This is a genomic window from Serinicoccus chungangensis, from assembly GCF_001483745.1.
Taxonomy (GTDB): domain Bacteria; phylum Actinomycetota; class Actinomycetes; order Actinomycetales; family Dermatophilaceae; genus Ornithinicoccus; species Ornithinicoccus chungangensis_A.
This window is the reverse complement of the sequence record NZ_LQBL01000032.1, coordinates 195421-207731: the sequence shown is the minus strand read 5'-3', so window position 1 is coordinate 207731 and position 12311 is coordinate 195421. Positions and strand designations below refer to the sequence as shown.

The window sequence follows — 12311 nt, the reverse complement described above, 5'->3', positions numbered from 1 at the left end:
CGAACAGCCCGTGCCCCTGCCACAGGGGGAAGTGTGCGGGTGGTGCCGACCGGGGACCACACCACGACGACCGTGCCCCGCCAGCCTGTGCGCCGGCGCGGGACCGACACGCCGCGGGTGACCTGTGGCACCCACGAGCAGGAGAGCATCATGCACAAGCTTGCCGATCTCGACGCCGCGAGCCTTCGCAGCGACATCCCCGACTTCCGGGCCGGCGACACCGTCAACGTCCACGTCAAGGTCATCGAGGGCAACCGGTCCCGTGTCCAGGTCTTCAAGGGTGTCGTCATCCGCCGGCACGGCGGTGGCCTCGGGGAGACCTACACCGTCCGCAAGGTGTCCTTTGGCGTCGGCGTGGAGCGTACCTTCCCGCTGCACTCCCCGAACATCGAGAAGATCGAGGTCGCGAGCCGTGGCGTGGTGCGCCGCGCCAAGCTCTACTACCTGCGCGACCTGCGCGGCAAGGCGGCCAAGATCCGCGAGCGCCGCGACAGCGTCCCGGCCGCCAAGGCGAAGCCGGCCGACCAGGCCTGAGCCTCGCCCGCTGACGACGATCCCCCGCCCGGCCCGGCCCGGCGGGGGATCGGTCTGTTCCCAGCCATCCGGGTTAGGGTCGGCGTGGCCACAGTCACCACAGGACAGGACGACATCCGGTGAGCGAACCCACCCGGGAGAGGGGCAGCTCCTCCCACGAGGGCACCCCGCAGCCGGTCGAGCGGCCCGCCCCCACCGGTGGCTTCTGGGCCGGCCTGCGGGAGATCGTCATGATCGCCGCGACCGCCCTGGTCATCTCCTTCCTCATCAAGACCTTCGTGGCGCAGGCGTTCTGGATCCCCTCCGGCAGCATGGAGGAGACGCTGGTCTACGGGGACCGGGTCATGGTGAGCAAGGTGCAGGCCGGTCCGCTGGCCGTCGACCGGGGGGACGTCGTGGTCTTCGAGGACCCGGGCGGCTGGCTCCCGCCGGTGCAACGCGTGGACCGGGGGCCGGTGGTCAACGCCGCCCTGCGCACCCTGGAGTTCGTGGGGGTGGCGCCGTCGTCCCAGGGCAACCACCTCATCAAGCGGGTCATCGGGCTGCCCGGTGACACCGTGGAGTGCTGCGACGACGAGGGTCGGCTGGTCGTCAACGGCGAGCCGCTCGACGAGGACTACGTCTTCCCCGGCGACGAGCCCAGCACCACCGACTTCTCCGTCACCGTGCCCGAGGACCACATCTGGCTCATGGGCGACCACCGGTCGAACTCGCGCGACTCGCGGGCCAACGACGACGGCACCGGCCAGGAGGGTTCGGTGCCGCTGGACGCGGTCGTCGGCCAGGCCGTCGTGCTGCTCTACCCCTTCGACCACTTCGACTGGTTCACCGTCCCGGACACCTTCGCCGACGTGCCGGACACGCCGTGAGCACGGCCACGTCCCGACGCCCCACGCGGCGACCCAGCCTGCGGGTGGAGCGCACCCTGCAGCGGGAGGGGTATGCCGTGCTCGTCGGCATGGACGAGGTCGGCCGGGGTGCCCTGGCCGGACCGGTGAGCGTGGGCGTCGTCGCCATCGACGCGTCCTGCCGGACGGCACCCCAGGGTGTCAAGGACTCCAAGCTGCTCACCGCCGCGGCGCGCGAGCGCCTCGTGCCCCGGATCCGACGCTGGGCGCTCGCGCACGCGGTCGGTCACGCCTGGCCCCAGGAGATCGACGACCTCGGCATCATGGCGGCCCTGCGGCTCGCCGGGGAGCGGGCCCTGGCCGGGCTGGACGCCACGAGGCCCGACCTCGTGCTGCTCGACGGGAACCACGACTGGCTGACCGACCCGGCCCGCGCCGGTCTGCTGGGGCTGCTCGACGGCCCGCCCCGCCCGCCGGTCCGCACCATGGTCAAGGCCGACCTGCGCTGCTCCTCGGTCGCCGCGGCCTCGGTCCTGGCGAAGGTGGAGCGGGACGGCCTCATGGTCCAGGCCTCGACCGAGCCGCGGCACGCCCCGTACCTGTGGGACCAGAACAAGGGGTATGCCGCGCCCGAGCACCAGGACGCCCTGCGCCGGCTCGGGCCCAGCGACTGGCACCGGCGCAGCTGGAACATCGCCGCGGCGGCGACCGCCGTGGCGCGCGAGGAAGGAGTGGCGCCATGAGCGCGGAGGACCTGGAGAAGTACGAGACCGACGCCGAGCTGGCGCTCTACCGCGAGTACCGCGACGTCGTCGGGCTGTTCACCCACGTGGTGGAGACCGAGCGCCGGTTCTACCTCGCCAACGAGGTCGACGTGCAGGTCCGGACCGGGGACGGGGAGACCTGGTTCGAGGTGACGCTCACCGACGCCTGGGTCTGGGACGTCTACCGACCGGCCCGCTTCGTGCGCAAGGCCCGGGTCATCACCTTCAAGGACGTCAACGTCGAGGAGCTCGCCAAGTCCGACCTCGACGTCAAGGGCCTCACCGACGGTCGCTGACCGGCCGTCCACACCCCCGGGCCGACCTCCTGCCCGTCCACAGCCGACCGCCCGACCCTTGCGACGGGGTCGAGCGGTGCGTTGGCTGGGGGTGACCACCGCCGACGGTGGTCGGTGAGGAGGGGGAGATGGACGACGGGGGTATGCCGTGGGCGAGGGCCCGGGAGATCGGCGACCGGGGCGAGGAGCTGGTCTGTGCGCACGTGCGGGCGATGGGCTGGATGGTGCTGGAGCGCAACTGGCGTTGCCCGGAGGGTGAGCTCGACGTCGTGGCCCACGACGGGCACCAGCTGGTCTTCTGCGAGGTCAAGACGCGGCGCTCGGCCCGCTTCGGTGAGCCGGTGGAGGCGGTGGGCCGGGAGAAGGCGCACCGGCTGCGGCGGTTGGCCTGGGCCTGGCTGGACGCCCACGGGCGCCGGGGGGCCGACTTCCGGATCGACGTCTTCGGCCTGCTGAGCCCGTCGGACGCGCCGACCCGGCTCACCCACCTGCGGGGAGTGGCCTGATGGCGCTCGCCCGGACGCACGCCGTCACGCTGAGCGGCGTCGAGGGTCGTCTGGTCACCGTGGAGGCCCAGGGGGCCGACGGGCTGCCCGCGACGGTGATGACCGGCCTGGCCGACAGTGCCTGCCGGCAGGCGCCGGACCGGGTGCGGCCCGCCCTGCGCAACTGCGGGATGCCGGTCCCCCCGAGGAGGTGGACCATCAACCTCTCACCGGCGGGCGTCCCCAAGGCCGGCAGCGGGTTGGACCTCGCCATCGCGGTGGCGATGATGGCCGCGGAGGGTCACGTGCCCGCGGCGGCGGTCCGCGGCATCGCCCACGTGGGGGAGGTGGGTCTGGCGGGTGACGTCCGGCCGGTGCCCGGGGTGCTGCCCATGACGCTGGCGGCGGCGGCCGACGGGGTCGAGGAGGTGCTGGTGGCCGCCGACGCGGGGCGTGAGGCGGCCCTGGTGGCCGGGGTGCGGGTGCACCCGGTGCGCACGCTCGACGACGTCCGTGCCTTCTACCTCGCCCGGTCCGGCGGCGAGGAGCTGCACCTCGAGCTGCCCCCCGCCTCGCCCTCACCCCCGGCCCGGGTGCCCGACCTCGGCGACGTCGTGGGGCAGGCGGTGGCCCGGCAGGCGCTGGAGATCGCCGCGGCCGGGGGCCACCACCTGCTCCTCGTGGGCCCGCCGGGCGCAGGCAAGACCATGCTGGCCGAGCGGCTGCCCGGGATCCTGCCCGAGCTGGGCGCCGACGACGCGCTGGCGGTGACCGGGATCCACTCCGTCCTCGGCGCCCTGCCGGCGGACGACCGGCTGGTGACGCGCCCGCCCTTCGTCGCGCCGCACCACACGGCGTCCACGGCCGCGGTCATCGGCGGCGGATCCCGCCTCATCCATCCGGGTGCCGTGTCGCGAGCCCACCGCGGCGTCCTCTTCCTCGACGAGGCGCCGGAGTTCCGGCGGGACGTCCTCGACGGTCTCCGACAGCCCCTGGAGTCGGGGGAGGTGCTCATCGCCCGGGCCGACCGGCACGTGCGGCTGCCCGCGCGGTTCCAGCTCGTGCTCGCGGCCAACCCGTGCCCCTGCGGCGGCGCCGGCGGTGCCTGCTCGTGCCCACCCTTCCGCCGGACCGGCTATCTGGGCCGGCTCTCCGGGCCGTTGCTCGACCGGATCGACCTCAAGCTCGGCGTGAGCGCGGTGACCCGCGGCGATCTCGCCCTCCCGCCGGGCGAACCCTCCGTGGTGGTGGCGGACCGGGTGCTGCGGGCCCGCGAGCATCAGCGGGACCGGTGGCGCGCCCTTCCCTGGCTGCTCAACAGCGAGGTCCCGGGTGCCGTGCTGCGGCAGCGGCCCTGGCGCCTGGGCCCGGCCCAGCGACGACCGCTCGAGCGGGCCATGGACCGGGGCGCCCTGACGCTGCGCGGCCTGGACCGAGCCCTCCGCGTGGCCTGGACGCTGGCCGACCTCCGCGGTGCCGAGCGCCCCGAGCTCGACGACGTCACCCTGGCGCTGGACCTACGGACGCCGAGCGGGGTGAAGGTGGCATGAGGCGGGAGGACGAGCGGCGGGCGCGCATCCTGCTGTCCCGGCTCGCCGAGCCCTACGACGAGCGGGTGCAGCAGGTGGTGGCCGAGCACGGGGTCGTGGAGACCGTCGGCTGCGCCGTGCGCGACGGGCGCGCCCCCGGTGGGGCGGACCTCGGGCGGCTCGTGGCGCGGCTGGCGCGGGCCGAGGCCGTCGACGACGAGCGGATCGCCGGCCGGCTGGGGGCCCGCATCCTCGTGCCCGGCGACCCCGAGTGGCCCGACGGCCTCGACCAGCTCGAGCACCCGCCGTGGTGCCTCTGGGCGACCGGCCCGGGTGACCTCGCCGCGCTGGCCGACCGCAGCGTCGCGGTGGTCGGTGCCCGGGCCAGCACGGCCTACGGCGACCACGTCACCGCCGGCCTGTGCGTCGATCTCGTGGCCCGAGGCTTCACGGTCGTCTCCGGGGCGGCCTTCGGCATCGACGCCACGGCCCACCGCGCCACGCTCGCGGCGGAGGGGTCCACCGTCGCGGTGCTGGCCGGAGGCGTCGACGTGCCCTACCCCCGCGCCAACACCGGGCTCATCGACCGCATCCGCCGGACCGGTGTCCTCGTCAGCGAGACCCCGCCGGGCGGAGCTCCGGCCCGGATGCGCTTCCTCGCCCGCAACCGGATCATCGCCGGCGTCGCCCGGGGGACGGTGGTCGTCGAGGCGGGCCTGCGCTCCGGCGCGCGGTCGACGCTCAAGCACGCCCGAGAGCTGGGGCGGCCGGTGATGGCCGTCCCGGGTTCGGTGGAGAGCCTCATGTCGCAGGGCACGCACGCCGAGATCCGGCTCGGCGCCGAGCTCGTCACGGACGGCGCCGAGGTGGCCGAGCTGGTCGGGCGCATCGGTGACGACCTCGCGCCGGTCAAGCAGGGGGAGAGCCGCGCCGCGGACGGGCTCACGGAGGACCTGCGGCGGGTGTGGCAGTGGCTTCGGCCGCGCTCCTCGAGCGCCGTCGACGACGTCATGGCGCGGTCGGGCCTGACGCTGCGGGAGACGCTCGGGGCGCTGCGCGAGCTGGAGCGTGCGGGTCTGGCCGAGGAGCTCCTCGACGGGTGGCAACGGCGACCTGTGGGGGCCCGATGAACCGGGCCGGGGGACCCGGGACGGCGGACGGCGCTGGCGCCCCCCGCCCCGCGCGCCGCGCCGGCCACGCGCGCCGCCTCGGTCGAGCCGGGCGCGTCGGCCGCTCGAGGCAGGCCGCCTGGGCGGCCCTGGCAGCCGTGGCGGTGCTCGCCGGGTCCTCCACCCCGGTGGTGGCGGCCGCGCCGGTGGTCTCCTCCTCGGGCGCGCTGGTCTCGGTCCTGCTGGGTCTGCGCGTGCCCACCGTGGACACCGCTACGGGGGACCGGCAGAGCACCGCGCTGTGGGGCTGGCCCCTCGCCGGCGTCCCCGAGATCCTGCAGGGCTTCGACCCGCCCGAGCACCGTTGGGGGCGTGGCCACCGAGGCGTCGACCTCGCCGGTCTGCCCGGCGAGAGGGTGCTGGCGGTGGACGGGGGTGTCGTGAGCTTCAGCGGGGAGGTCGCCGGGATGGGCGTGGTGAGCGTGACCCATCCGAGCGGTCTGCGCAGCACCTACCAGCCGGTCGGGGCCCGGGTGGCCCAGGGGACACGAGTGGCTCGCGGGGACCCCCTCGGGCGGTTGACGTCCGGGGGCCACTGCGCCGTCCACGACTGCCTGCACCTCGGGGCCGTGCGGGGTCGCGACGGCTACGTCGACCCGACGCCGCTGCTGCTCGGCGTGGAGCTGACCCTGCTCCCGCACGAGGGTCGGGCCACCGGGAGGGCGGGTGCCGGACCGGCGGACGGACCCGGTGGGGCCGGTGAGGACGCCCGAGAGGAGGTCCGGTGATCGCGTGGGTGGGCCCGGCAGGGACGGAGGAGGTGGAGTCCGGTCAGGCACGCGGGTGTGCCTGCTGGTAGGCGGAGCGGAGGCGCTCGACCGACACGTGCGTGTAGATCTGGGTGGTCGCCAGGCTGGCGTGCCCCAGGAGCTCCTGGACGGTGCGCAGGTCCGCACCGCCCTCGAGCAGGTGGGTGGCCGCGCTGTGCCGCAGCCCGTGCGGCCCCAGGGGCGGGGTGTCCGGCAGGTGGGCGAGGAGACCCTGCAGGCTGGACCTGACCTGCCGCTGGTCCACCCGGCGCCCACGGCGGCCGAGGAAGAGCGCGGGCCCCGACTCGGCCGTCACCAGACGAGGACGTCCCGCGTCGAGCCACGCCGTGGTCGCCTCCGCCGCCGGGGCACCGAAGGGCACCACGCGCTCCTTGTCGCCCTTGCCCAGCACCCGGGCGGTCCCGGTCCCCAGGTCCAGGTCGTCCATGTCGAGACCGGTCAGCTCACCCACGCGCATCCCGGAGGCGTAGAGCAGCTCCAGCATGGCGCGGTTGCGCAGGTGCAGCGGGTCCTCGTCGTCGGCAGCGACGGCCGCCAGGTCCATGAGCGCTGCGGCCTGCGGGGCCCGGAGCACCCCGGGCAGGTGAGCGTCCTTGCCCGGGGCGAGCAGCCGCAGCGAGGGATCCGCGGGCAGTCGTCCGGTGCGCTGGGCCCACCGGAAGAAGGTCTTCGCGCTGGCCGCCCGACGGGAGACGCTGGACCGGGCCGCGCCGGCGGTGCCCAGCCCGGCCAACCACGCGCGCAGGTCCCCCAACCTGACGGCGGCGGGGTCGGACACCTCCCGGCGGGCCAGGAAGGTGTCCAGGGCGCGCAGGTCGGCGAGATAGGCGCGGACGGTGTGCGACGAGCGCCCCTTCTCGATCTCCAGGTGCTGCGCGAACTCTGCCAGCAGGGACTCGCCGAGAACGGCCCGGCCGGGCCGCCCCTCACCGCCGCCGCCGGACCGGCGTGGCTCGCTCACGGGGCCGTTCCCCGGCTCGCGACCCGCGCCACCCGGGTACCCGCCGCGCGGTCGTGGATGCCGCGGCCCCCGACGAGAGCCGGTGCGGCGCACAGCACCGCCAGCACGAGCGAGAGCACCACCAGACCCAGGCCCCAGCCCTCCTGCACCTCCAGGATCCCCCTGCTCGCGCCGAGGTGTGCCAGCTGCCACGGGAGGGCCTTGACGACGTTGCGGAGCCAGACCGCGGAGCGGCTCGGCGCGGTGCCGTCGAGCGCCGTCACCACCAGGCCTGCCCACCGCTTGCCGAGCGTGGCCTGACGGGCAGAGGACTCGGTGAGCGCGAGGTAGCACACGTAGGGGACCACGGTGGCCAGCGTGACGGCGACGTCGGAGGCCAGCAGGGAACCCGGCGTGACGGTGACGGTGGCAGAGACCCCGAGCGTCGGTCGCAGCACGAGGCCGGCCAGGGTCAGCACCCCGAGCCACCCACCGACGACCGCCCAGTCCCCGAGCCAGGACCCCACCCGGGCCCGCGGCGAGGGACGCCAGGACGCGGGCGCTCTCGTCGGGGGCGCGGACGGCATACCAGCGAGCCTGTCAGGCGCTGCCGAGCCGGTGCAGGCGGCGCGCCGCCTCCCGCAGAACCTCGTCCTGCTTGCAGAAGGCGAAGCGCACCAGGCTGCGCACCGGCGCCGGGTCGTCGCAGAACACCGAGACCGGCACGCCGACCAGCCCCAGCTCCTCGGGCATGCGGCGGCAGAAGTCGACGGCGTCCTCGACGCCGTGGGGCGCGAGGTCGGCGATGACGAAGTAGCTGCCCTGGCAGGGGCTGACCGGCACCCCGACCTCCCCGAGCGCCTCGACCAGCAGGTCCCGCTTGTCCTGCAGCCGGCGGGCGAACCCGTGGAAGAACGCGTCGGGCATGGCCAGACCGTGGGCGACCGCCGGCTGCAGGTGCGTCACCCCGACGAAGGTGAGGAACTGCTTCACCGCCGCGACGGCGTCCACCAGCTCCCGCGGGCCGCTCACCCACCCGGTCTTCCACCCGGTGAGGGAGAAGGTCTTGCCCACCGAGGAGATGGTCAACGTCCGCTCGAACATGCCCGGCAGCCCGGCGACGGGGAGGTGGCGTCGCCCGTCGAACACCAGGTGCTCGTAGACCTCGTCGGAGACGACCACGAGGTCGTGCTCCCGCGCGACGGCGGCGATCCCCTCCAGCTCGGTGGCGGTGAAGACCTTGCCGGTGGGGTTGTGCGGGGTGTTGAGGACGAGGACGCGGGTGCGGTCCGTCACGGCCGCGCGCAGCTCCTGCAGGTCGAGGGACAGGTCCGGGAAGCGCAGCTGCACGCTGCGGCGCACCCCGCCCGCCATCGCGACCGCGGCACCGTAGGAGTCGTAGGACGGCTCGATGACCAGGACCTCCTCCCCGGGCTCGACCAGGGCGATGAGGGAGGCGGCGATGGCCTCGGTGGCGCCGACCGTGACGAGGACCTGCGTCTGCGGGTCGAGAGGTATGCCGTACCACCGCTCCTGGTGCTCGGCCACCGCCTCGCGCAGCACGGGCAGGCCGCGGGCCGGGGCGTACTGGTTGAGCCCCTCCTGCAGGCCGCGCGCCGCGAGGTCGAGCATCTCCTGCGGGCCGTCGGTGTCCGGGAAACCCTGACCGAGGTTGACCGCGTCGAACTGCAGGGCACGCTGGGTCATTTCGGCGAAGACGCTGGTGCCGAACGGCTGGAGTCGCTGGACGAGAGGATCGCTCATCGGGCCACGGTAACGATTCGTCCGCAGACCGGCCGCTGCCGTACCTTAGGACCTACGTGCGTCTCGTCCTGCCCTCGGGCCGGTGCGACGCGCGAATTCGCGCCCGGGCGCGACCGGTGCACACCGCATACCTCCTCGGTAGGCGGCTCGTCACCGGTGGCGCACCCCGCGGTCCCGCCTCCGTGCCAGCACGGACGCGGGTGGGGAGCGTCCCCGGGCCAGGACACAACTGCCATCGAGAAGAAAGCGAGACACGGCATGGCCGTCGTCACCATGCGCCAGCTCCTGGAGAGCGGCGTCCACTTCGGGCATCAGACCCGTCGCTGGAACCCCAAGATGAAGCGCTTCATCATGACCGAGCGCAACGGCATCTACATCATCGACCTGCAGCAGTCGCTGACGTACCTCAACGAGGCCTACGACTTCGTCAAGCAGACCGTCGCGCACGGCGGGTCGATCATGTTCGTCGGCACCAAGAAGCAGGCCCAGGAGTCCATCGCCGAGCAGGCCACGCGCGTCGGGATGCCCTACGTCAACCACCGCTGGCTGGGCGGCATGCTCACCAACTTCCAGACCGTCTCCAAGCGCCTCACCCGCATGAAGGAGCTCGAGGAGATCGACTTCGACGACGTGGCCGGCAGCGGCCGCACGAAGAAGGAGCTCCTCATGATGCGTCGCGAGTACGAGAAGCTCGCCAAGACGCTGGGCGGCATCCGGGACATGCAGAAGGTGCCCTCGGCCGTCTGGGTCGTCGACACCAAGAAGGAGCACCTGGCGGTCACCGAGGCCCGCAAGCTCGGCCTTCCGGTCATCGCCATCCTCGACACCAACTGCGACCCGGACGAGGTCGACTACAAGATCCCGGGCAACGACGACGCGATCCGCTCCGTCACCCTGCTGACCCGTGTGGTCGCCGACGCCGTCGCCGACGGTCTCATCTCCCGCTCCGGCGGCAGCAGCGCCGCCTCCGGCGAGGAGGCGGCCGCGAACGAGCCGATGGCCGAGTGGGAGCGCGAGCTGCTCGCCGGCTCCGAGGAGTCCGAGCCCACCGTCGGGGCCGAGCAGGCCACCTCCGAGGACGCCAACGCGGCCGCGGCGGCTGCCGAGGCCGAGGAGGCCCAGGCGGCCGACACCGCGACCGAGACCGCCGAGGCCACCGAGGCCGCGGCGGAGACCGCCGAGGCGGGCGAGCCCACCGAGGCGACCGCCGAGACCACCCAGTCCTGATCCCACTTCTCACGAAGGAGCTAGCAAGCACTCATGGCGAACTACACCGCCGCTGACATCAAGGCGCTGCGCGAGTCCACCGGCGCCGGGATGATGGACGTCAAGAAGGCGCTCGACGAGGCCGAGGGCGACACCGCCAAGGCCACGGACATCCTGCGCGTCAAGGGCCTCAAGGGCGTGACCAAGCGCGAGGGCCGCTCCGCGACCAACGGGCTCGTCCGGGCCCAGGTCGACGGTGGCGTCGGCACCCTCGTCGAGGTCAACTGCGAGACCGACTTCGTGGCCAAGGGCCCGGTGTTCGGCGAGCTGGCCGACCGCGTCCTCGCCCAGGCCGTGGCCGTGCAGGCCGCGGACGTCGACTCCCTCCTGGCCTCGGACATGGACGGCAAGACCGTCAAGGACGTCCTGGACGACGCCAACGCCACCATCGGCGAGAAGATCGAGGTCCGCCGGGTGGCCCGCGTCGCGGGTGACCAGGTCGTGTCCTACCTGCACAAGACGATGCCCGACCTGCCCCCGCAGATCGGTGTCCTGGTCGCCACCTCCGGTGGCGACGAGCAGGTGGCCCGCGACATCGCGATGCACGTCGCGGCGTTCTCGCCCTCGGTCCTGACCCGGGACGAGATCGACGCCGACACGGTGGCCAACGAGCGCCGGATCGCCGAGGAGACCGCCCGCGAGGAGGGCAAGCCCGAGCAGGCGCTGCCCAAGATCATCGAGGGCCGGGTCAACGGCTTCTTCAAGGAGAACGTCCTCCTGGACCAGCCGTTCGCCAAGGACACCAAGAAGACGATCGCCAAGGTCGCCGAGGAAGCCGGTGCCGAGGTGACCGGCTTCGCGCGCTTCAAGGTCGGCGTCTGACGCCGGTCTGAGCGCCGCTCAGCACCGACCGGGAGGCCGGGCCCGCATCGTCGGGTCCGGCCTCCCGGCGTCGGTGCCGCTGGTGGACCGGAGGGTATGCCGCAGCCCCAGGAGGCGCGCCCGACCGGGGTCGAGGTGGTCCGTCAGGCCGGGGGGAGGCAGGATGAGGCGGTGTCCGCCGACCTGAGTGCCGAGCTGGTCGCCGTGGTGACCGCGGTCGACGACGACCGGCCCCTGGTCCTGACGTCGGGGGAGCGCCCCCGGCTGCCGGCCGGACCGCTGCGCTCGGAGCACCGCTCGATGCAGGCCGGTCTGAGCGCCTGGGTCGAGGAGCAGACGGGGCACCGGCTGGGCTACGTCGAGCAGCTGTACACCTTCGCCGACGGCGACCCGGGGGCGCGCCGGGCCGTCTCGGTCTCCTACCTCGGGCTGACCAGAGCCGTCCCCGGACCGCAGTGGCGCGACTGGTACGCCTTCTTCCCCTGGGAGGACCACCGCGGCACCGAGGACCCGCGGACGTCGGGGGCCGGGCTCGTCGAGCAGACCGTGGCCCCGCTGCTGACCGGGTGGGTGGCGGGTGCGCCCGTGGGCGCCCGCAGCGCCCGCCGCCACCGGGCCGACATCTGCTTCGGGCTGGGCGGGCGCGCCTGGGCTCCCGAGCTGGCCCTGCAGCGCTACGAGCTGCTCTGGGAGGCGGGCCTCATCCCCGAGGCCGGGGCGTCCCTGGTGCCGGGGGAGCCCCTGGAGTCCGACCACCGCCGCATCCTCGCCACGGCGCTGTCCCGGTTGCGCGCGACGATCCAGTACCGGCCCGTGGTCTTCGAGCTCGTGCCCCAGACCTTCACCCTGGGCCGGCTCCAGCGCACCGTCGAGGCGCTCGCCGGGCGAGCGCTGCACAAGCAGAACTTCCGGCGTCTGGTGACCGGGCAGGAGCTCGTCGAGGAGACGGGGGAGATCTCCGCGGACACCGGGGGGCGACCGGCCCGCCTCTACCGCTTCCGGCGCGCCGTCCTGGACGAGCGGCAGGTGGCCGGCACCAAGCTCCCGACGCCCCGCTGAGGCGCGGGTGCGCTGACCCGGCGCGATCGCCGCACCCCGGTGCGTGTGGCAGGATCGAGCGACCG

General features: G+C 74.1%; 14 protein-coding genes. 11 read left to right on the top strand and 3 right to left on the bottom strand.

Features of this window, described 5'->3' with window-relative positions; genetic code table 11:
* The first annotated feature begins 150 nt into the window (after window positions 1–150).
* The 8 genes from rplS to AVL62_RS15140 all read left to right on the top strand — a co-directional run bounded on the left by rplS (window position 151) and on the right by AVL62_RS15140 (window position 6353).
* Window positions 151–534, top strand: coding sequence for a 50S ribosomal protein L19 (gene rplS / locus AVL62_RS15175; RefSeq protein ID WP_058892575.1), 384 nt, complete (start codon window positions 151–153; stop codon window positions 532–534).
* A gap of 119 nt (window positions 535–653) precedes the next feature.
* Window positions 654–1403: a signal peptidase I gene (lepB, locus tag AVL62_RS15170; protein WP_058892478.1), complete on the top strand. Its 750-nt coding sequence runs from the start codon at window positions 654–656 to the stop codon at window positions 1401–1403.
* Window positions 1400–2125, top strand: a complete 726-nt coding sequence (locus AVL62_RS15165) for a ribonuclease HII (RefSeq protein WP_235585725.1) — start codon at window positions 1400–1402, stop codon at window positions 2123–2125. The genes lepB and AVL62_RS15165 overlap by 4 nt, the downstream gene beginning before the upstream one ends.
* Window positions 2122–2442, top strand: coding sequence for a DUF2469 domain-containing protein (locus tag AVL62_RS15160; RefSeq protein ID WP_058892477.1), 321 nt, complete (start codon window positions 2122–2124; stop codon window positions 2440–2442). Before AVL62_RS15165 ends, AVL62_RS15160 begins: the two co-directional genes overlap by 4 nt.
* Window positions 2443–2549: 107 nt before the next feature.
* Window positions 2550–2948 carry a YraN family protein gene (locus tag AVL62_RS15155; RefSeq protein WP_153011813.1) on the top strand — a complete coding sequence of 133 codons (399 nt, stop codon included), beginning with the start codon at window positions 2550–2552 and terminating at the stop codon, window positions 2946–2948.
* Complete coding sequence (locus AVL62_RS15150; RefSeq protein ID WP_058892476.1) at window positions 2948–4477, top strand: YifB family Mg chelatase-like AAA ATPase; 1530 nt, start codon at window positions 2948–2950, stop codon at window positions 4475–4477. Before AVL62_RS15155 ends, AVL62_RS15150 begins: the two co-directional genes overlap by 1 nt.
* The gene (dprA, locus tag AVL62_RS15145) at window positions 4474–5586 is read left to right on the top strand and encodes a DNA-processing protein DprA (RefSeq protein WP_058892475.1); all 1113 of its coding nucleotides are present in this window, start codon (window positions 4474–4476) and stop codon (window positions 5584–5586) included. The genes AVL62_RS15150 and dprA overlap by 4 nt, the downstream gene beginning before the upstream one ends.
* Before the next feature lie 137 nt (window positions 5587–5723).
* Complete coding sequence (locus AVL62_RS15140) at window positions 5724–6353, top strand: murein hydrolase activator EnvC family protein (protein WP_235585724.1); 630 nt, start codon at window positions 5724–5726, stop codon at window positions 6351–6353.
* 43 nt (window positions 6354–6396) lie between these two features.
* Here the strand turns inward: AVL62_RS15140 and AVL62_RS15135 are convergent, their stop codons facing one another.
* The 3 genes from AVL62_RS15135 to AVL62_RS15125 all read right to left on the bottom strand — a co-directional run bounded on the left by AVL62_RS15135 (window position 6397) and on the right by AVL62_RS15125 (window position 9099).
* Window positions 6397–7287 (bottom strand): tyrosine recombinase XerC, encoded by an 891-nt coding sequence (locus tag AVL62_RS15135; protein WP_058892572.1) that lies wholly within the window; start codon window positions 7285–7287, stop codon window positions 6397–6399.
* Between the two features lie 65 nt (window positions 7288–7352).
* Window positions 7353–7922 carry an RDD family protein gene (locus AVL62_RS15130; protein ID WP_083519002.1) on the bottom strand — a complete coding sequence of 190 codons (570 nt, stop codon included), beginning with the start codon at window positions 7920–7922 and terminating at the stop codon, window positions 7353–7355.
* 13 nt (window positions 7923–7935) lie between these two features.
* Window positions 7936–9099, bottom strand: coding sequence for a pyridoxal phosphate-dependent aminotransferase (locus AVL62_RS15125; RefSeq protein ID WP_058892472.1), 1164 nt, complete (start codon window positions 9097–9099; stop codon window positions 7936–7938).
* A 258-nt stretch (window positions 9100–9357) separates the two neighbouring features.
* Here AVL62_RS15125 and rpsB point away from each other — a divergent pair, with 258 nt between their 5' ends.
* The 3 genes from rpsB (at window position 9358) to AVL62_RS15110 (ending at window position 12246) form a co-directional block, all read left to right on the top strand.
* On the top strand, window positions 9358–10326 hold the full coding sequence (gene rpsB / locus AVL62_RS15120) for a 30S ribosomal protein S2 (protein WP_058892471.1): 969 nt from the start codon (window positions 9358–9360) through the stop codon (window positions 10324–10326).
* Window positions 10327–10359: 33 nt separating this feature from the next.
* Complete coding sequence (gene tsf, locus AVL62_RS15115; protein ID WP_058892470.1) at window positions 10360–11187, top strand: translation elongation factor Ts; 828 nt, start codon at window positions 10360–10362, stop codon at window positions 11185–11187.
* 96 nt (window positions 11188–11283) lie between these two features.
* Window positions 11284–12246 (top strand): NUDIX hydrolase, encoded by a 963-nt coding sequence (locus AVL62_RS15110; RefSeq protein WP_235585723.1) that lies wholly within the window; start codon window positions 11284–11286, stop codon window positions 12244–12246.
* Window positions 12247–12311 lie beyond the last annotated feature (65 nt).

What these genes read in the sequence shown, in the direction of transcription:
- AVL62_RS15130 (WP_083519002.1), bottom strand. Translation starts at nt 7,922, where the DNA reads ATGCCGTCCGCGCCCCCGACGAGAGCGCCCGCGTCCTGGCGTCCCTCG.
- tsf (WP_058892470.1), top strand. Translation starts at nt 10,360, where the DNA reads ATGGCGAACTACACCGCCGCTGACATCAAGGCGCTGCGCGAGTCCACC.
- AVL62_RS15125 (WP_058892472.1), bottom strand. Translation starts at nt 9,099, where the DNA reads ATGAGCGATCCTCTCGTCCAGCGACTCCAGCCGTTCGGCACCAGCGTC.
- AVL62_RS15160 (WP_058892477.1), top strand. Translation starts at nt 2,122, where the DNA reads ATGAGCGCGGAGGACCTGGAGAAGTACGAGACCGACGCCGAGCTGGCG.
- AVL62_RS15110 (WP_235585723.1), top strand. Translation starts at nt 11,284, where the DNA reads ATGCCGCAGCCCCAGGAGGCGCGCCCGACCGGGGTCGAGGTGGTCCGT.
- dprA (WP_058892475.1), top strand. Translation starts at nt 4,474, where the DNA reads ATGAGGCGGGAGGACGAGCGGCGGGCGCGCATCCTGCTGTCCCGGCTC.
- AVL62_RS15150 (WP_058892476.1), top strand. Translation starts at nt 2,948, where the DNA reads ATGGCGCTCGCCCGGACGCACGCCGTCACGCTGAGCGGCGTCGAGGGT.
- rplS (WP_058892575.1), top strand. Translation starts at nt 151, where the DNA reads ATGCACAAGCTTGCCGATCTCGACGCCGCGAGCCTTCGCAGCGACATC.
- rpsB (WP_058892471.1), top strand. Translation starts at nt 9,358, where the DNA reads ATGGCCGTCGTCACCATGCGCCAGCTCCTGGAGAGCGGCGTCCACTTC.